The organism is Agrobacterium larrymoorei (assembly GCF_030819275.1).
GTDB classification, from domain to species: domain Bacteria; phylum Pseudomonadota; class Alphaproteobacteria; order Rhizobiales; family Rhizobiaceae; genus Agrobacterium; species Agrobacterium larrymoorei_B.
Window position 1 is genome coordinate 2,316,258 of record NZ_JAUTBL010000002.1, and the last position, 17,294, is coordinate 2,333,551.

The 17,294-nt window shown below is 59.2% G+C and carries 22 protein-coding genes; 2 read left to right on the forward strand and 20 right to left on the reverse strand.

Going from position 1 to position 17,294, the window contains the following annotated elements; all coding sequences use genetic code 11:
* Positions 1-23: 23 nt before the first annotated feature.
* The 15 genes from tolB to ruvC form a co-directional block, all read right to left on the reverse strand.
* Complete coding sequence (tolB, locus tag QE408_RS19850; RefSeq protein ID WP_306934110.1) at positions 24-1,337, reverse strand: Tol-Pal system beta propeller repeat protein TolB; 1,314 nt, start codon at positions 1,335-1,337, stop codon at positions 24-26.
* A 77-nt stretch (positions 1,338-1,414) separates the two neighbouring features.
* On the reverse strand, positions 1,415-2,587 hold the full coding sequence (locus QE408_RS19855) for a hypothetical protein (RefSeq protein WP_306934112.1): 1,173 nt from the start codon (positions 2,585-2,587) through the stop codon (positions 1,415-1,417).
* 8 nt (positions 2,588-2,595) lie between these two features.
* Complete coding sequence (tolR, locus tag QE408_RS19860; protein ID WP_062427953.1) at positions 2,596-3,057, reverse strand: protein TolR; 462 nt, start codon at positions 3,055-3,057, stop codon at positions 2,596-2,598.
* A 34-nt stretch (positions 3,058-3,091) separates the two neighbouring features.
* A complete protein-coding gene (tolQ, locus tag QE408_RS19865; protein ID WP_306934117.1) occupies positions 3,092-3,811 on the reverse strand; it encodes a protein TolQ in 720 nt (239 codons plus the stop codon).
* Between the two features lie 265 nt (positions 3,812-4,076).
* Positions 4,077-4,517, reverse strand: a complete 441-nt coding sequence (gene ybgC / locus QE408_RS19870) for a tol-pal system-associated acyl-CoA thioesterase (protein WP_306934119.1) — start codon at positions 4,515-4,517, stop codon at positions 4,077-4,079.
* An 11-nt stretch (positions 4,518-4,528) separates the two neighbouring features.
* Positions 4,529-5,032: an NUDIX hydrolase gene (locus QE408_RS19875; protein ID WP_306934120.1), complete on the reverse strand. Its 504-nt coding sequence runs from the start codon at positions 5,030-5,032 to the stop codon at positions 4,529-4,531.
* Complete coding sequence (locus QE408_RS19880) at positions 5,029-5,541, reverse strand: NUDIX hydrolase (RefSeq protein ID WP_306934122.1); 513 nt, start codon at positions 5,539-5,541, stop codon at positions 5,029-5,031. The genes QE408_RS19875 and QE408_RS19880 overlap by 4 nt, the downstream gene beginning before the upstream one ends.
* Positions 5,542-5,556: 15 nt before the next feature.
* Positions 5,557-6,123 (reverse strand): DinB family protein, encoded by a 567-nt coding sequence (locus QE408_RS19885; protein WP_306934123.1) that lies wholly within the window; start codon positions 6,121-6,123, stop codon positions 5,557-5,559.
* Positions 6,124-6,211: 88 nt separating this feature from the next.
* Positions 6,212-6,430 carry a hypervirulence associated TUDOR domain-containing protein gene (locus QE408_RS19890; RefSeq protein WP_306934124.1) on the reverse strand — a complete coding sequence of 73 codons (219 nt, stop codon included), beginning with the start codon at positions 6,428-6,430 and terminating at the stop codon, positions 6,212-6,214.
* 54 nt (positions 6,431-6,484) lie between these two features.
* Complete coding sequence (locus QE408_RS19895; protein WP_306934126.1) at positions 6,485-7,378, reverse strand: metallophosphoesterase; 894 nt, start codon at positions 7,376-7,378, stop codon at positions 6,485-6,487.
* A 2-nt stretch (positions 7,379-7,380) separates the two neighbouring features.
* On the reverse strand, positions 7,381-8,421 hold the full coding sequence (ruvB, locus tag QE408_RS19900; protein WP_306934128.1) for a Holliday junction branch migration DNA helicase RuvB: 1,041 nt from the start codon (positions 8,419-8,421) through the stop codon (positions 7,381-7,383).
* A complete protein-coding gene (locus QE408_RS19905) occupies positions 8,418-8,825 on the reverse strand; it encodes a PIN domain-containing protein (protein ID WP_306934130.1) in 408 nt (135 codons plus the stop codon). Before QE408_RS19905 ends, ruvB begins: the two co-directional genes overlap by 4 nt.
* Positions 8,822-9,094, reverse strand: coding sequence for an AbrB/MazE/SpoVT family DNA-binding domain-containing protein (locus QE408_RS19910; protein WP_306934131.1), 273 nt, complete (start codon positions 9,092-9,094; stop codon positions 8,822-8,824). The genes QE408_RS19905 and QE408_RS19910 overlap by 4 nt, the downstream gene beginning before the upstream one ends.
* A 54-nt stretch (positions 9,095-9,148) precedes the next feature.
* On the reverse strand, positions 9,149-9,766 hold the full coding sequence (ruvA, locus tag QE408_RS19915; RefSeq protein ID WP_306934133.1) for a Holliday junction branch migration protein RuvA: 618 nt from the start codon (positions 9,764-9,766) through the stop codon (positions 9,149-9,151).
* Between the two features lie 42 nt (positions 9,767-9,808).
* On the reverse strand, positions 9,809-10,321 hold the full coding sequence (gene ruvC / locus QE408_RS19920) for a crossover junction endodeoxyribonuclease RuvC (protein WP_306934135.1): 513 nt from the start codon (positions 10,319-10,321) through the stop codon (positions 9,809-9,811).
* Positions 10,322-10,534: 213 nt separating this feature from the next.
* Between ruvC and QE408_RS19925 the strand changes: the two genes are divergently transcribed.
* Positions 10,535-11,536 carry an LLM class flavin-dependent oxidoreductase gene (locus tag QE408_RS19925; protein ID WP_306934137.1) on the forward strand — a complete coding sequence of 334 codons (1,002 nt, stop codon included), beginning with the start codon at positions 10,535-10,537 and terminating at the stop codon, positions 11,534-11,536.
* A 205-nt stretch (positions 11,537-11,741) separates the two neighbouring features.
* On the opposite strand, the gene QE408_RS19930 is transcribed toward QE408_RS19925, so the two are convergent.
* Complete coding sequence (locus tag QE408_RS19930) at positions 11,742-12,488, reverse strand: YebC/PmpR family DNA-binding transcriptional regulator (RefSeq protein ID WP_306934139.1); 747 nt, start codon at positions 12,486-12,488, stop codon at positions 11,742-11,744.
* Positions 12,489-12,692: 204 nt separating this feature from the next.
* On the opposite strand from QE408_RS19930, the gene QE408_RS19935 reads away from it, so the two are divergent.
* Entirely contained in the window at positions 12,693-13,196 is a 504-nt protein-coding gene (locus tag QE408_RS19935; protein WP_306934141.1) for a pyridoxamine 5'-phosphate oxidase family protein, read from the forward strand.
* A 100-nt stretch (positions 13,197-13,296) separates the two neighbouring features.
* Here the strand turns inward: QE408_RS19935 and QE408_RS19940 are convergent, their stop codons facing one another.
* The 4 genes from QE408_RS19940 to QE408_RS19955 all read right to left on the reverse strand — a co-directional run bounded on the left by QE408_RS19940 (position 13,297) and on the right by QE408_RS19955 (position 17,126).
* Positions 13,297-14,136: an MBL fold metallo-hydrolase gene (locus QE408_RS19940; RefSeq protein ID WP_306934143.1), complete on the reverse strand. Its 840-nt coding sequence runs from the start codon at positions 14,134-14,136 to the stop codon at positions 13,297-13,299.
* 310 nt (positions 14,137-14,446) lie between these two features.
* Complete coding sequence (locus QE408_RS19945; RefSeq protein WP_306934145.1) at positions 14,447-15,271, reverse strand: TIGR00282 family metallophosphoesterase; 825 nt, start codon at positions 15,269-15,271, stop codon at positions 14,447-14,449.
* Complete coding sequence (locus QE408_RS19950; protein WP_306934147.1) at positions 15,268-15,864, reverse strand: 5-formyltetrahydrofolate cyclo-ligase; 597 nt, start codon at positions 15,862-15,864, stop codon at positions 15,268-15,270. The genes QE408_RS19945 and QE408_RS19950 overlap by 4 nt, the downstream gene beginning before the upstream one ends.
* Positions 15,864-17,126, reverse strand: a complete 1,263-nt coding sequence (locus QE408_RS19955) for a hemolysin family protein (protein WP_306934898.1) — start codon at positions 17,124-17,126, stop codon at positions 15,864-15,866. The genes QE408_RS19950 and QE408_RS19955 overlap by 1 nt, the downstream gene beginning before the upstream one ends.
* Positions 17,127-17,294: the final 168 nt, after the last annotated feature.

A 17,294-nucleotide genomic window follows, 5' to 3' on the forward strand; every position in this document is an offset into this window, starting at 1 on the left:
TTGGGACGCTGCGCCCGGAATTATCAGTCAAGCAGCGGCGACCAGGCCGGGTCCGAGGCATAGGTCGGGGTCTTGACCATCTGCTCGTTATACCCCGTCAGATCGATGGAATAGAGCTGCGGGCCACCGGCACCGGCATTCTGGCGGAAGAACATCAGCACGCGTCCATTCGGTGCCCAGGTCGGTCCTTCATTGTGGAAGCCGGACGTCAGAATGCGCTCGCCCGAACCATCGGGCTTCATCACGCCGATGGAGAACTTGCCGCCCGACTGCTTGGTAAAGGCAATCAGATCGCCGCGCGGAGACCAGACCGGCGTGGAGTAAGAGCCGTCGCCGAAGGAAATACGCGTCTGGCCGGAACCGTCGGCATTCATGACATAGATCTGCTGGCGTCCGCCGCGGTCGCTTTCAAAGGCGATGCGCTGGCCATCCGGCGAATAGGACGGTGCCGTGTCGATGGCACCCGTGTTCGTCAAACGCGTCGTCGTGCGCGAGCGCAGGTCCATCGTGTAGATATTGGCATTGCCTTCCTGCTGAAGGCTCATGATCACCTTCTGACCGTCCGGCGAGAAGCGCGGGGAGAAGGTCATGCCCGGGAAGTTACCGACGACTTCGCGCTGTCCGGTTTCCAGTTGCAGCAGATAGACGCGCGGCTGGTTGCCCTCGAACGACATGTAGGTGACTTCCTGACGGTTCGGCGAGAAGCGTGGCGTCAGCACGAGGTCGTTGGTGTTGGTCAGGTTGCGAACGTTGAAGCCGTCCTGATCCATGATCGACAGCTGGCGCTTGCGCTGCTGCTTCGGACCGCTTTCGGAAACGAAAACGACGCGGGTGTCGAAGTAACCCTTCTCGCCGGTGATACGCTCATAGATGGCGTCGGCGATGATATGCGCGACACGGCGCCAGTTTTCCGGCTGGGTGAAGAACTGCTGGCCCATCATCTGCTGGCCGGCAAAGGTGTCCCACAGACGGAACTCGGCACGAAGACGGCCATCGGCCTCCTTCGTTACCCGGCCCGTGACCAGTGCCTGGGCGTTGATGACCTTCCAGTCTTCAAAACGCGGCGGCTGATCCGGATTGCTGATCTTTTCGATGAAGGCGCTCTTGTTGATCGGCGCAAAAAGGCCGGAGCGCTGCAAGTCCGCGGCGACCACAGCGGAAACCTGCGCACCGATGCCGTCACCCGACATGAAATCGGTAATCGCAATCGGCAGCGGCTGCACATTGCCCTTGGTGATATTGAGCCGAACTTCCGCGTTGGCCGGAGTGATCGCAACGAACGACAGGATGAGGCCGGAGGCCACCATCATCGCGCGAAGGAAAGAGAACTTGATCATCGAGACAAGCCTTTCAGCTTTTTTTCATAAATTGCACATCGATTGGAATACGGATGCCTGGCGCCCGAAGCGGCTGCTCAGACACCGAAGTCTTCCGGCGTGAACGTCAACAACAAGGTGTTCCATCCTTTTTCACCGTCGTACTTATCCGGTGGGAGATTGGTAAAGGGCGCAGACCGGGTGACGGCGCGTCTTGCGCTGCCTTCCACCGCACGGCGCGTCCCGTCAGGGCCGCCTGTCGCCGAAACCTCAAGCTGGCCGACGATCTCACCAGATCGGTCGAGATGCACGCGGACTTCAACGACCACCTGCGCAACGTCGGTCAGGCCGGCGACCATCGACCAGTTCTTGGATATCTGTCCCCGAAGAGCATCCATCTCGCTGGCGCTCAAGCCCGTGCCAATCGTCTTCTTCCCGCCAAGGGCCGCCGTCTGGGTGGAGCGCTTCGCGCCGCCGCCGGATGGTGCCTGCTTGTTGAGAAGGGCGGAAATCTCATCGGCGTTGAACTCGCTCTGCTGCGTTGCTGCAGCTTTCGCCGTTTCCTGCTTGCGATCCGCGACCTTCTTGTCGGAAGGCTTTTCGTTGGCTTTTGCCTGGTCGGTCTTCTTTTCGGTCGGCTTTTCCGCGGGCTTCTGCTCAGCCGGCTTTTGCGTCTCGGGCTTTGGCGGCTCGGGCGGCTGCGGACGTGCATTCGGGCGCGGCACATTCTGCGGCACGGCAATTTCCGCTGGTTCCTGGCTCTGCGGCGGCGGCTCCTGAGCTTTCTGCTCGGCTGGCGGCGGCTCGGCAGGCTTCGGCGGTGTCGCGATCTCAGGCTTTGGCTGTGGAAGGGCTGCCATTTCCTGCGGCTTCGGTGCGGTCTCTTCCTTCACGATGTCCTTGACGTCGTTCGGATTGGTATCAACCACCGGTGCCGGATGCTCCTGCTTTGGCGGAGCGGCAGCGCTGACATTGTTGTTTGGCTTTTCGGTCGGCGTTGGCGGCGCATCGAGGTCGGCACTGTTGTTACCGATATTCTGTGCGTTGGGCACGGTGTCAGGACGCGTCGTCGGAACGGGGGCAGATTTCTCCGCCTTCGGCGCCTTCTTGTCACCCTGCTGGATCTGCGTCATTTCCTCGACGGACACGAGTTCGACAGGCATCGACTCGGCCTGAGACACCTCGAGCGGTGCCGGCGAGCCCAAGGACACAAGGGCAAAGGCCAGCAGCGAGGCGTGCACGATCGCAGATGTGGTGAGGCTGCCCTTCATCGCCGAGGTCAATTGTCCTGTTTCTGTTGTGTTACGAGGCCGATATTCTTGAAGCCTGCACCCTGGATACGCGCCATGACGTCCGCGACAACACCGTAAGCGGCGACGGAATCGGCGCGCACGAAGACGCGTTCATTGTATCCGGTGGTGGCGATCGCCTTCAGCTTGTCCGCCACTTCCGCCGCTTCGATCGGCGTTTCCTGCAAATGGATCTGGCCATTGGCATTGACCGAAATGGTAATCGGCTGCGTTTCCGAGTTCAGCGCCGAGGCAGAGGTCTGCGGCAGATCGACCGGAACACCGACCGTCATCATCGGTGCTGCCACCATGAAGATGATGAGCAGCACGAGCATGACGTCCACGAGTGGCGTCACGTTGATTTCGCTGATCGCACCGCCGCCACGGCGACCGCGTCCACGGCCGCGACGACCGCCCGAACCACCACCGCTACCGCCTGCTGACATACCCATCGCGTTTTACTCCACTGGCTTTCGGCGTTGCGTTTTACTGCGCGGCCTGACGCGTCTGCAGCTTCTCGTCGATCTGGCGAGACAGGATCGCGGAAAACTCGTCGGCAAAACCTTCCATGCGCGAGGAAAGCTTGTGCGCGTCGCCCATGAACTTGTTGTAGGCCATAACGGCCGGAATAGCGGCCACAAGGCCGATTGCCGTTGCCAGAAGCGCTTCGGCAATACCGGGCGCCACGACCGCAAGGTTGGTGGACTTCGAACCGGCAATCGCCTGGAACGAGGTCATGATACCGACGACCGTACCGAAGAGACCGATGAACGGACCGGCAGAGCCGATCGTTGCCAGCGAAGCGAGGCGGGCTTCGAATTGCTCGCTCTCGCGCGCCATCGTCACATCCATGGCCCGGTCGATACGCATCTGCAGACCGATGGGCGAACGCGCGCCACGCTCGAAAGACTTCTTCCATTCGCGCATGGCAGCCACGAAGATCGCCGCAAGGCCGCCATTCTGGCGTTCGGCCAGCGTGCGGTACAGCTCTTCAAGCGACTGACCGGACCAAAAGACTTGTTCGAACTGGTCGAACTGGCGCCGCGCCTTGGTGAAGCTCATATATTTGTCGATGACGATGGCCCATGTCCAAACCGAGGCGGCCAGGAGGCCGATCATCACCAGCTTGACGATGAATCCGGCCTGCATGAACAGTGCCCAAAGACTCACATCATGCGTTGCCGCTGCCAAACCTGCCTGTTCCATAAATATTCCAATCCCCGAATCCAAACGCCCGGTGCATGACCGGGCGATTCAAACACGCATTGATGCGTTAAGCCTCGCGGTTGAAACTCCGCCAGCCCGTCGCCTTTGCCCCGATAAGTGCCAGTACGCCTTATTCGCCGCTAAATTTGGTAAAAGGAAGGCGCATAGCCCACAAATACCGGGCGTTTTAGTAAGACTACATTATGGTTAAGGGAGTGTTACGAAACATCGGGCCGCGGGCGGGTTTTCTGTCCCGCCTTCGGGTTTACTTCAAAAACTTCTCGGCAACGGTCTCCGGCAGACGTCTTGGTCTTCCCTTGCCGTTGATCACGGCAATGATCACTTTCGCCGCAACCAGCAGCGTCTCGCCCCGTCGGATCTCCTGGTTCAGCACCATCTTTGCCCCACCCGCCTTCTCGGTGATGGTGGTGATGGTCAGCACATCGTCCATCCGCGCTGGCGTCTTGAAGTCGATCTCCATGCGGTGAACCACGAAGACCAGCCCTTCCTCATCAGCCGTCAGGAGCGCGCTCTGCTCGCAGCCAAGGCAGCGCAGATAATCTGTGCGGCCGCGCTCGAGGAAGTGCAGATAGCGCGCATGATAGACAAGGCCGGAAAAATCCGTGTCCTCGTAATAGACCCGCTGCACCAGCCTGTGGCCATGCTCGATCAACTCGCCGGAAAGAGAAACGGTGATGTCAGTCATTGTTTGTCCTATTATTTGCCTTCGCGCACGATCACATGCTGATGGCGCTCCGGCAGCGTCTCGATACTATCGGCGATGAAGGCCGGACGCAGATCGTTCTCGCGCAAGGCCTTGACCATTGCAGGCAACCAGCGGAACTCCACCTCGCCCCCATCGGCAACGCGGTGGATGATATCATTCTCATGAAACGGAAAAGCCTCTTCCAACCGGACCTGATAATAGAAGGCCATCTCATGCGCCTGGTAGTCGCCGTAAGCAAAGAAGTTTTCCGCAGACCAGACAAGACGCTCGATACTCGCCTTCACATGCAGTTCTTCCTCAATTTCGCGCAGAATCGTCTCTTCGGTGCTTTCCCCGATTTCGGCGCGACCACCCGGCAGCGCCCAGTAACGATCGACCACACTCCGGTTCACCAGAAGATAGGCTTCATGGAAGATCAGGGCTGCCACGCGAAAGCTGAAGAGCTGCGGCTTGTGGTCCAGCCGGATCATGTGGCGCGGTTGAGAATGGCTCATTTGTCGTCCAGATTGCCGTCGTCCCAGACCACGTGACGCGTGGAGGCGGGCAGGTTTTCGATCTCTGCGGCGATGAAATAGGGCGGGATGTCGAGCGCGGTCAATGCCTCCGTCGTCGCCTTGGCCCAGCGAAATTCGAGGGCATTCTTTCCATCCTGAACACGATGGACGATCTTTTGCTCATCGAAGGGAAAGTTTTCGGGTAGCTCCATCAGGTAGTAGAGGCCAAGCTCGTGCCAGTCCTTGCCCTCGTAATGGAAGAAGTTCTCTACCACCCAGAGCAGCCGTCCAACCGAAACCTCGGCCCCCAGTTCTTCCACCATTTCGCGCGCCAGCGTCTGTTCCGATCGCTCGCCCATTTCCGCCCGTCCGCCGGGAAAGGTCCAGAATTTTTCATGGGTGGCGCGATGCACCAGCACATGGCCGTTGCGAAAGGCGATACCGGCGACGCGCATCTGGAAAATGCGCTTCGGCTTGAATTTCATACGAATGCGGGTGTCTTCGACCATCAGGCGTCCAAAGGATTAAACAGGAAACATCAAATCAGTTCCCGTCCATCCTAATGCCTGTAATTCGGTTTTGCGAACAGGAGCATCGTCTCCGACGATAAATTCATCAAGCTGTGGCGGCTTGAGGCGCGTGCCGGACAGCATCGCATGGACTTGGCCGCGATGATGCGTCTGGTGCTGGAGGAGGTGCGAGAGAATATCGTCGCAACGATCTTCCTGCACCCGATGACCCCGATGAACATGAACCGTCGCAGCAAGCCCCGCCGCGTCGAGACCGTCGACGAAAGCAATCAAATCCATATCGAGTGCAGCTTGCGCCTCTGCAAGCGCCGCCATCTCCGTATAGGGCTCGCTCTCACCGAAAACACTGTGCCCCAGGGATCCGCCCTTTATCGCATCGAGATAGAACACATCCACCAGGTAAATATGGTTGAGCGTTTCACGGATCGTCGGAAAGAAGCTGGTGCGTGGTGCCACCAACTCCTCAGCGGTCAATTGAAGACAGGTCTGGTGAAGGCGAAGGTTGGCCAGTCTGTTGTTGCGCGCCAGCTTTTTGAACACCCGCGTCGGATCATAGGTCATCTCGCCACCCCTCTCGCATATAAGCCATAAGGCCCGACGCGATCAGCGCCTCGGGCCTCTCTTTAACACGTGGCGGCGACCTGCCGGCTCAACTCGCCTTATCAAGCTCCGAATGGCTCTTCAGAACTTTGCCGCCGTCTTCCTGCTCAATCAGATAGGCAGGCTCATCCTTGCTTGCCTTCCGCTTGATCGTCGAGCCGTCGATCTTGCGCTCGACATCGTCGGTAAAGCTCTCGGCCACCTTGCCCTCGCCCTTGCCGTTGCCCCACTTCCAGCTCACCTTGGTGCCTTTGCGATATGTCGTCATGCAGCTTCTCCCATTGAAAGAACGGGAAAGCGCGGCAGCGGTAGTCTGGTTCCGTCAGCCGACGAGATCGATCACAACGATTTCCGGTGGCGACATGAAGCGGATCGGGGCGCCCGAACAGCCAAGCCCTCCAGACACAACGAGGTGGCGATTGTTCTCCACCTTGTGACCATAGGCATAGCGCTCACCGAAGACGGACGGAACGACCGGCCTCCAGCCGAAGAGGTTGACCTGTCCACCATGAGTGTGACCCGACAAGGTCAGCGACACGCGATCCGGCACCATTGGAAAGATGTCCGGCTCATGCGCCATCATGATGATTGGCGCATTGTCGGTGATCTGCGCCAGCGTGCCGGGGAGATCGTCAAGCCCGACCGTCTCGCCGCGCTCACGATAGGCCCACTGATCCTCAAGTCCGGCAATCCAGAAGGGATGCTCCTCGCTTCCCGTTCGGATCGCAGTGTTGGAATGAACGGTAATGCCGACAGCGCGAAGCGCCCGGTGTGACAGGGTTTCTCTCAGTCGAAACCGCTGGGCCTCCGGATCCTGTGCCCAATCGTGATTGCCGCAGACGGCATGAACGCCATAGGGTGCCGTCAAACCCGAAAGCGCCTGCGCCCATTCCTGTGGGGGGACGATATCGGTGATGAAGTGTTGCATGCCAGTGACGTAGTCACCGAGGAGCAGCATAATATCGCCGCCAAGCGTATTGGCGTAGTTGGAGATGCGCGCAATCCGCTCCGGTGACATCCACGGTTCGCAGGCATGGACATCGGCGAGGACGACGATGCGCAGGTTTTGCCCTTCCGGCCAATTGGGTGGGGTGATCCGGTAGCGCGTCGTGGTAAGACGCAGCATGGGCTCGACCCCGCCTGCATAGGCCCCAAGAGAAAAGAACGCCGCGCTTGCGGTCGCAGCCATTTTAAGAAGCGCACGGCGCGTGATCAAATTTATTCGTCCTCGAGAGAAAGGCGGAACTGCGCCGCTTCCAGATCCTTAGGCGGCTGCATACCGAGATGCTTCCACGCCGTCGCGGTCAAAATACGGCCACGCGGCGTTCTCTGGATAAATCCCTGCTGGATCATATAGGGCTCGATAATGTCTTCGATGGCATCGCGGGGCTCTGAAAGACCTGCTGCGATAGTTTCGATACCCACAGGCCCGCCGCCGAAATTCATCGCGATCATCGTCAGATAGCGCATATCCAGCTGGTCGAGACCCATATTGTCGACCAGAAGCCGGGTCAGCGCCTCGTCGGCAATCTCCCGCGTCACGGCCTCGGCGCGCGCAACTTCAGCAAAGTCGCGCACGCGGCGCAACAGGCGCCCGGCAATACGTGGCGTGCCGCGGGCGCGACGGGCGATTTCCCGCGCACCCTCATCCGTCATCGGCAGGCCCATCAGGCGCGCACCACGCCGCACGATCAGTTCCAGCTCATCCACCGTATAGAAGGAAAGCCGCACCGGAATGCCGAAACGATCGCGCAGCGGCGTGGTCAAAAGACCAAGGCGCGTGGTGGCCGCAACGAGGGTAAACTTCGACAGATCGATCTTCACAGACCGCGCCGCAGGCCCTTCACCAATGATCAGATCAAGCTGAAAATCTTCCATGGCCGGATAGAGGATTTCCTCGACGGCCGGATTGAGGCGGTGGATTTCATCGATGAACAGCACATCACGCTCTTCCAGATTGGTCAGCAGCGCGGCAAGATCGCCCGCCTTGGCGATGACCGGACCGGAGGTAGACTTGAAGTTCACCCCAAGCTCCTTGGCCATGATTTGCGCCAGCGTCGTCTTGCCGAGGCCGGGCGGACCGACGAAGAGCACATGGTCCAGCGCCTCGCCACGGTTCTTCGCCGCTTCGATAAAGATCTTCAGATTGGCGCGCGCCTCCGCTTGGCCGGTAAAATCATCCAGCGTCTGCGGGCGCAGCGTCGTGTCGATATCCTCGCCGCGCTTCTCAGCAGAAATCAGCCGTGCAGCCTCACTCATGTCAAAAGTTCCATTCCGGGTATTTTTCGCGCTGCTTTGATGTCAAAAGTATATGTCGTCGCACAACCCGATAGTCTGTTCAGTTCTGAAATAATAGCGTCCGAAAAATCGGCTGTTGTTCCACGGCATATGTCAATGGCATTTCCGACAACCTGATAATCCGGCACTTCGACTTCGCGTCGCTCGAGAATAGCCTGGAGAAAGTCGAGAACCTGTTCCTTCGGGTATTCGTAAAGGCGCTCAAGCACCCATGCCACTTCCAATATGACCGGCAGACTGACGATCAGCACGTCATCCTCTCCCAAGCTTTGAAGAAGCGTCTTCACCTTCTCTCTTTGGCCAGGATCGTCGTCGATTGCCACGCGCAACAGGACATTGGTATCGAGCCCGAATCGGCGCGTCATTCATCGTCCTCGGGCAGCATCGACTCCCCATAGTGATCCGCAGCCACATAGCCAGGATCCAACTCTTCGATCGTCAGCCTTTTGCCATTTGGCGGTGCACCAAGAAGTCCTGCGAGATCATTGAAAGACTTGTTGCGCGGCACCACGATCATCTCACCATTGCGCACCCAAACGTAGCACTTGTCGCCAGGCTTAAGCTCCAGCTCGTCGCGCACATTCTTCGGTACTGTCATCTGCCCTTTGGAAGTGATCGTCGTTTGAAAACCCATCAGCGCGAACTTTCTTACTTTTTGCAGAATGTAAGGAGAATAACACGCCATGTGTTATCGCGAAAGTTCCTTCAAACCCAGCCTAATCAGCTTGGCGCTGTCTGCACCCTCACCACCATTCTTCAAGGCGGCGGCCACGGCATTGGCAGCCTGATCGCGCGAATAGCCGAGATTGGTCAACGCCGAGACGGCGTCGGCCACGGGTGCCGGTGCCGCTCCTTCGCCGATCTCCTGCTTGAGACCGATGGCACCTGCCGCCTCTCCAGCAAAAGCAGGGGCCTTGTTGCGCAACTCGGTGACGATACGGATCGCCACCTTCGGGCCGACGCCGGGTGCACGCGACACCACAGCCTTGTCCTGCAGCGCGATGGCATTGGCAAGTTCGGAGGGCGAGAGGGTGGAAAGCACTGCGAGCGCCACTTTGGAGCCCACACCCTGCACGCTCTGCAACAGGTTGAACCACTCGCGCTCCAGCGCGCTCATGAAGCCGAAGAGCTTCAACTGGTCCTCGCGCACGTAGGTCTCGATGAACAGCACCACGGCCTCGCCGACCGAACCCAGCCTGGACAATGTGCGGGCGGAGCAATGCGCCACATAGCAGACGCCATGAACGTCAACGAGAACATAGTCGTCGCCGATTTCCTCTATGGTGCCTTTGAGTTTGCCGATCATCGTCGCGTCCGTGATGTTTGAGAGAGAGGTGAAAAGCCGACGTTAGCCCGCGGCAAGGAGCCGGCGCATCCGGTCGCCCCCGCGGTTATGGGCATGGCAGATAGCAATCGCCAGCGCATCGGCGGCGTCGTTACCCTTGAACTCAGCCTTCGGCATCAGGATTTTCAGCATCATGTGGATTTGCTGCTTTTCCCCATGCCCCACACCGATCACCGCCTTCTTGACCGCATTCGGTGCATATTCGGACACATGGAGACCGGCGCGGGCGGGAACGAGCATGGCAATGCCACGCGCTTGGCCAAGCTTCAGGGTCGCCACCGCATCCTTGTTGACGAAGGTCTGCTCCACCGCCGCCTCGTCCGGCTGGTACGAATGAACGACATCCGCCAGCCCGTCATGCAATTGGCAAAGACGGGAGGCGAGATCCATGTCGCCATCCGACGTGACGGTGCCGGACGCCACGAAACGCAGGCTGTTGCCGATCGTCTCGATGATACCCCAGCCCGTGCGTCTCAGCCCCGGATCAATGCCGATAATTCGAATCGCGTTCTGCATGTCTCAAACCCTATCCTGTGGCCTTGAAACCTGCCAGCCATAAGTGAACAAAACAAAAACATTCAACGGGAAAATACGTCCCGCATGCGGATCGCCATCCATTCGGGGGCCGTCAGTTTTTTTGAACCATGAATCAATTCGCTGCGACGACTATCGCAAATGCCGCGCTGCACATTACATTCCCTTATAAAGAAATGCCGTAAGGAGCATGCCATGATTCCCTTTTCCATTCTCGATCTGTCGCCGATTGGCGATGGGGAGAACGCAAGCCAGGCGCTCGACAATTCCCGCCGCATGGCGATCAAGGCGGAAGAACACGGCTATGAGCGTTTCTGGCTTGCCGAGCATCACGGCATGCCGGGTATTGCCAGCGCCGCCACATCGATCGTTATCGCCCATGTAGGTGCGGCGACCTCGCGCATCCGCGTCGGCTCGGGCGGCATCATGCTGCCGAACCATTCTCCGCTCGTCATTGCCGAACAGTTCGGCACGCTGGCAGCGCTTCTACCGGGCCGTGTCGATCTTGGCCTTGGCCGCGCCCCGGGTACGGATATGCGCACCGCGCGTGCGCTCCGCCGCAATCTCGATGCCGGTGCTGAAAACTTCCCGCATGATATTGTCGAGCTTCAGCGCTACCTCGGCGCGCCGGAACCGGATCAGGCGATCCTCGCCGTTCCGGGCGTCAATTCCAATGTGCCGATCTGGCTTTTGGGCTCCAGCATTTATAGCGCGCATCTGGCCGCAGCGCTTGGCCTGCCCTATTCCTTTGCCTCGCATTTCGCCCCGGACATGCTGATGGATGCGATCGCCATCTATCGCGAGCGCTTTCAGCCGTCTGCGACGCTAGCGGAACCGCATGTCATGGTGGGCATCATGGGCGTCGGCGCGGATACGGACGAAGAAGCACGCCATCTCTTCACCTCGGCCCAGCAGCAATTCGTCAATCTGCGCAAGAATGTCCGCACGCCCTTCCCGCGTCCGGTGGAGAGCATGGACGGCTACTGGAACGACATGGAGCGGATCACGGTAGAACACACGTTGCGCTATGCCGCCGTCGGTTCGCACGCGACCATCGAGAACAAACTCCAGCAGTTCCTGGGCGAGACCGGCGCAGACGAATTGATCGTCTCCATGCCGATCCACGACATCAACAAGCGGCTGCGTTCGGTCGAGATTTTTGCCGACGTGCGCAATGGCGTGAAGAAGGCGGCGTAGAGGCCAGGAGACAAACCAGTCCTTGCCTTGATAGAAGCCGACCGTTTGTCTCTGCTTCATCGTCAGGTCGATGGCGCGGGCTCGTGCCCCTCTCCACCGTCATCCTCGGCCTTGATGCGAGGATCCATATTTTCGGCGCGTCACGAGCGGGTTAGATCCTCGCCTCAAGGGCGAGGATGACGTCGCGGAATGGTCGAAACCGATATCAGGCAGACAGCTTCGCCATAACCTCTTCGGACACTTCGAAGTTCGAATAGACGTTCTGCACGTCGTCATCGTCTTCGAGGTTGTCGATGAGCTTCATCAGCGACTGAGCCTTTTCCTCATCCACCGGAACGGTGTTCTGCGGACGCCAGACGGCCTTCACGCTGTCGGCTTCGCCGAGCGTGGCTTCAAGCGCCTTGGACACTTCGTTGATATCTTCGAAACCGCAGATGATCGTGTGGCCGTCTTCACCGCTTTCCACGTCTTCGGCACCGGCTTCGATCGCCGCTTCCATCACCTTGTCGGCATCGCCAACGGATGCCTTGTAGGTGATTTCGCCAACCCGGTCGAAGGAGAAGGAAACCGAACCGGTTTCACCCAGCGCACCGCCAGCCTTGGTGAAGATCGAGCGAATGTTGGAAGCCGTACGATTGCGGTTGTCCGTCAGCGCTTCGACGATGACCGCCGTGCCGCCTGGGCCGTAGCCTTCGTAGCGAACGGAATCGTAGTTTTCCGCATCTGCGCCCGACGCCTTCTTGATGGCGCGGTCGATATTGTCCTTCGGCATGGACTGCGCCTTGGCGTTCTGCACGGCAAGGCGAAGAGCAGCATTCATGGTCGGGTCCGGAAGACCGGACTTGGCTGCAACGGTGATTTCACGAGCAAGCTTGGAGAACATCTTCGAACGGATCGAATCCTGTTTCCCCTTGCGATGCATGATGTTCTTGAACTGTGAATGGCCAGCCATGGCACCCCTGATCGGATCGTTTGTTTGGATTGGGGGCCTTATAAGTGCGATGGCGCGGCTGTTCAAGCCCGTAGGCCTTTCTTCTCACATCCGAACGACAGCGTTCAAAGGAACGGAAATCCTCTCCCGCCGTTCTGATCACAGATGGCGCGATCGCAATCAGATCGTCGCCGACAGGAACAGGAACCGGAAGGAGATCACTGAATGGTAAGTCTGACTGAAGCACGCGAACAACCCGCCCGTCAGCTTTGGGACGAGATCAACTCCGTCCATGCAGGCATGTTGGGTCTGGAAGGTCTCCACAGCCACATGCAGCCCATGGCGCCGCATGCGGACCCGAAGACCAACACCATCTGGTTCTTCTCCAAGAAGGATACGGACCTTGTTCAGTCGCTGAAGTCCGGCTCGCGTGCGCATTTCTGCGTTATCGGCAAGGATCATGATTACCACGCCTGCCTGTCCGGCAAACTCGAAGTGCGCGACGACAAGGCTAAGCTCGACGAATATTGGAACTCCGTCACCGCCGCCTGGTATGAGCACGGCAAGAGCGACCCACAGCTCGTCATGCTGGCCCTCCATGTGGACGATGCCGATATCTGGGCCTCCACCGACAGCACGCTGAAATTCGGCTGGGAAATCGCCAAGGCCAATATGTCCGACGAAAAGATGCCGGATGTCGGCGTTCGTCAGCACCTGGCCTTTGCCTGACCTTAGTCTTTTATTGATCTGCGAGCGCCGCGTATCCCTGAGACGCGCGGCGCTTTCGCGTTGAAAATGAAGGGTCTCAGAAATTGCCCACGGGCAATTGTCACATCCCTTGCGGCACAAGAATCTGCGGCTGCTTGGGAAGATTGCGCATCGAAACGCGGATGACCGGGTCGCTGGCATAGGCGATCTTGAACTGGGGGCCGAAGGCGACGAGAAACCGCTCAAGGGCGCTCGGCTGGTGCATGGGCAGGATGAGCGCGGACCGTAACCGTTTGACGATCCGGCTCATGCTGTCGGCGCCCATCGTCAACCCTCCATCCACCGGCACCATCAACACATCCAGCCTGCCGATCTCCGCATATTGCGTTTCCGTCAGCTCATAATGCAGGTGTCCGAGATGGCCGATGCAGAGCCCGGCGACCTCGAAAATAAAGATCGAGTTGCCGTCCTTCGTCAGCAGGCCGCCTCCACCCCAGCGATTGCGGATATCCGAGGTGACATTGCGGATATAGACGTCGCCCACTTCCAGCTTATGCACGGCCTTTTCGCCCGGCACATCGCTCCAGCCATGCAGCACGTATTTGATCTCAGGCTCCGGCGAGAGCGTGTAATGCGTCGTGTGCGCATTGTTCATCGTCGCCACGGTGGGCATGACAGGCGGGCGGTACACCCCATTATAATCGGTCGCAATCACTACGCCCCCGGGCGACTCGATCGTGTAGGTGGAATGCCCTATATACTGGATCTTTACCTCTTCCCGTTCGCTGAGCTGCGCCTTTTTCACGTCTGAAGGCTTGAAGCTTGCAAAGGTAACGCGGGGAAGCGCCTGCGCGATCGCCTGGCACTGGCTGACGGGAGGTCGATGGGGAGGCTCCTGCGCGGCTACGGAAGCGGCGCTGAACAGCAGGGCGATCAATGCAGGCATGAACATGCGAGGCATGGCACCACTCCCCGGAAAGGCGAATGGAGGAAAAGATGCGGCAAGGATAGGGGTTCGTCTAGGCGTAAGCGCTGGGGGGCGCTCACATTGTTGTCATCTGGCGTTGGTGGGTGGGGCTCTACCCCCCTCTGTCCTGCCGGACATCTCCCCCTCAAGGGGTGAGATTGGCTAGACGAGCGCTACCCGCTTCATCCGCAACATGGAAGATATACGAGCGAGCGCCACAAATCGATCTCCCCCCTTGAGGGGGAGATGTCCGGCAGGACAGAGGGCGGGGGTTAGAACCACAACCTCCAACCCCACCAAAAAATCACGCCCAAAACGCCGGAACAGTCTCCGCCAATCTCGGCCCGATCCGCAAAGGCGCGATCTTCTCCGCCAAGCCGGTGCTATCGGAAATCTCAACCCCAACGCCGCACAGTGTCGCCGGGCCACTGGCCGCCTCAAAGCGACCCTTCGGCATTTTCGAGATAAACCGATTGATCGGCTCTTCCTTTTCCATGCCGAGCGAGGAATCGTAATCGCCGCACATGCCCGCATCCGACATATAAGCGGTTCCGCCGTTCAGGATCTGTGCATCCGCAGTCGGCACGTGCGTATGGGTGCCGACGACGAAGCTGGCGCGGCCATCGACGAAATGGCCGAAGCACTGCTTCTCGCTGGTCGCTTCCGCATGAAAATCGAAGATGATCGCATCCGCCTGCTCCTTCAGCGGGCAGGCCGCCAAGATGTTCTCCGCCGAGCTGAAGGGATCATCCAGCTCAGGATGCATGAAGACGCGGCCCATGATGTTGGCGACCAGCACACGCGCGCCATTGCGGGCATAGAACAGGCCCGACCCCTTGCCGGGCGTGCCCTTCGGATAATTGGCGGGACGCAGGAACTGGTCGTGGCGTTCGCAGAAGGAGACGGCCTCTTTCTGGTCCCAGACATGATTGCCGGTGGTGACGACGTCAGCGCCAGCATTGATGGTTTCCAGATAAATCTCTTCCGTAATGCCAAAGCCGCCAGCGGCGTTCTCGCCATTGACGATGACGAAATCCAGTTTCAGGTCGGAGATCAGCCCCGGCAATTTTTCCCAGACCGCCGTGCGTCCGGTCTTGCCCACCATATCTCCGAGAAAAAGTAGTCTCATGCCCCTGCCCTGCCAGAAAAATGCCGCAAGCCGCTTTCGGTCAAAATTGCGTCCAGCGCAACGTCATGCGCTTCCGCCGGCACTGATGGCACTTCCTGGCAGTCGAATGCAATGCCTATCAGCAAGGGTTCCAGCCCTTTTGCGTGCAGGCGGGCGATAGCCCGGTCATAATGCCCGGCCCCATAGCCGATCCTCTGCCCTTTGCCATCGAAGGCAGACAGCGGAACGAGCAGGATTTGCGGGTCGAGCTCGGCAGCGTTCTCATCCGGCCCCTTGGTGCCGAAACCGGTCTTGACCAGTTCCGTGCCGCGGGTGAATTCGCGAAAGACGATGGTTTCCCGGTCGAGCATCACCGGCAGGCAAAGCGTGGCGCCCTTGTCGCGAAGGGCTTCCATCAAAGGTCTGGTGTCGGCTTCGGAGCGGATCGGCATGAAGCCGGAAATTACCGTGCCGGGGACGAAGGACAAAGCGTCCGCGCCCTTCTCAGCCATGACAAGGCTCTTGGTCGCGCGTTCTTCAACGGAAAGAGCGTCCCGCAGGGCGAGACGCTCGATACGCAATTGCGCTTTTGTCAGAGAACCGGCTTCGCTCATCAGGCAGCCCGGCTGACCAGGACCTTGTCGATGCGATGGCCATCGAGATCGATGACCTCAAAGCGCCAGCCGTTGCGCGTTATGTGCTCGCCCAGTTCCGGCAGGCGACGGAACTCGTCCAGCACCAGACCGGCGACGGTTTCGAATTCGGCATCCTCATCGATCTGGAAGCCCATGCGATCGGCAAACTCGTCGGCAGCCATCCAGCCAGCAACCAGGAAGCTGCCATCCTCGCGCTCCACCATCGCAGGCTCTTCACCATCGTCCTCCTGAAAGGCGCCGGTAATGGCCTCCAGAATGTCGCCGGAGCTGATGATGCCTTCGAAGTGGCCATATTCGTCATAGACGAGGACCATATGCACCGTGGAACGGCGCAGCGACTGGATCACGTCGACCGCGCTAGTGAGGTCGGAGACAACCGGCACTTCACGCAGCAACTCGCGAATGTTGAGCTCCTTGCCGGACGCCAGCGCATCGAAGGCATCCTTGGCGAAAAGCACGCCGAGGATCTCATCCGAAGCCCCGTTGCGCACCGGCAGGCGCGAACGCTGGGTGCCACGAAGCTGCTCACGGATTTCCTCAGCCGTGTCCTCGATGTCGACGACTTCCACATCGCGACGCGGCGTCATCAGGCCGCGGGCGTTACGGTCGGCAAGGCGCATGACGCCGGTGATCATCGCCGATTCTTCGGTTTCGATCACGCCGGCACTATGCGCTTCGGCCAGAACCGTGCGGATTTCGTCATCGGTAACAGAGGCGCTCGATTCACCGCTGTGACCCAGCAGCGCCAGCACGATCTTGCCCGACTTGTCGAGAAGCCAGACGACCGGTGCGCCGATCTTCGACAGGAACACCATGGCCGGTGCCACGCGGGCTGCAACCTTTTCAGCGTCGCGCAGCGCGATCTGCTTGGGCACAAGTTCGCCGACGATCAGCGACAGGTAGGTAATGGCCACGACCACGACACCGACGCCAAGCGCATCGGCGGCACGGTCCGGCACGCCCTGTTCGGCAAGCCAAAGCGTGAAGCGGGCACCGAGTGTGGCGCCGGAAAAGGCACCGGAGAGAACGCCGACCAGCGTAATGCCGATCTGCACAGTGGACAAAAACCGTCCGGGATTTTCAGAAAGATTGAGCGCCATCGTGGCACCCTTGCTGCCTTGAGCGGCCAGCACTTTAAGTCTCGCCGGTCTGGAAGAGACGACAGCAAGCTCGGACATGGCGAGCACCCCGTTCAATACGGTGAGCAGGACCACGATCATAATTTCAGTAAACAAGTTTAGCTCTTTGGGCTGTTGAACGGCACGTCGCGGTTGCAACCGCATTCGCCTTTAGGAGAGGCTGAACGGACATACCAATCCGAATAATAAAGAATTGTTCCACCAATGCAATGACAAGATCGTGCCATCGCAAAGCTTTCATCATAAACC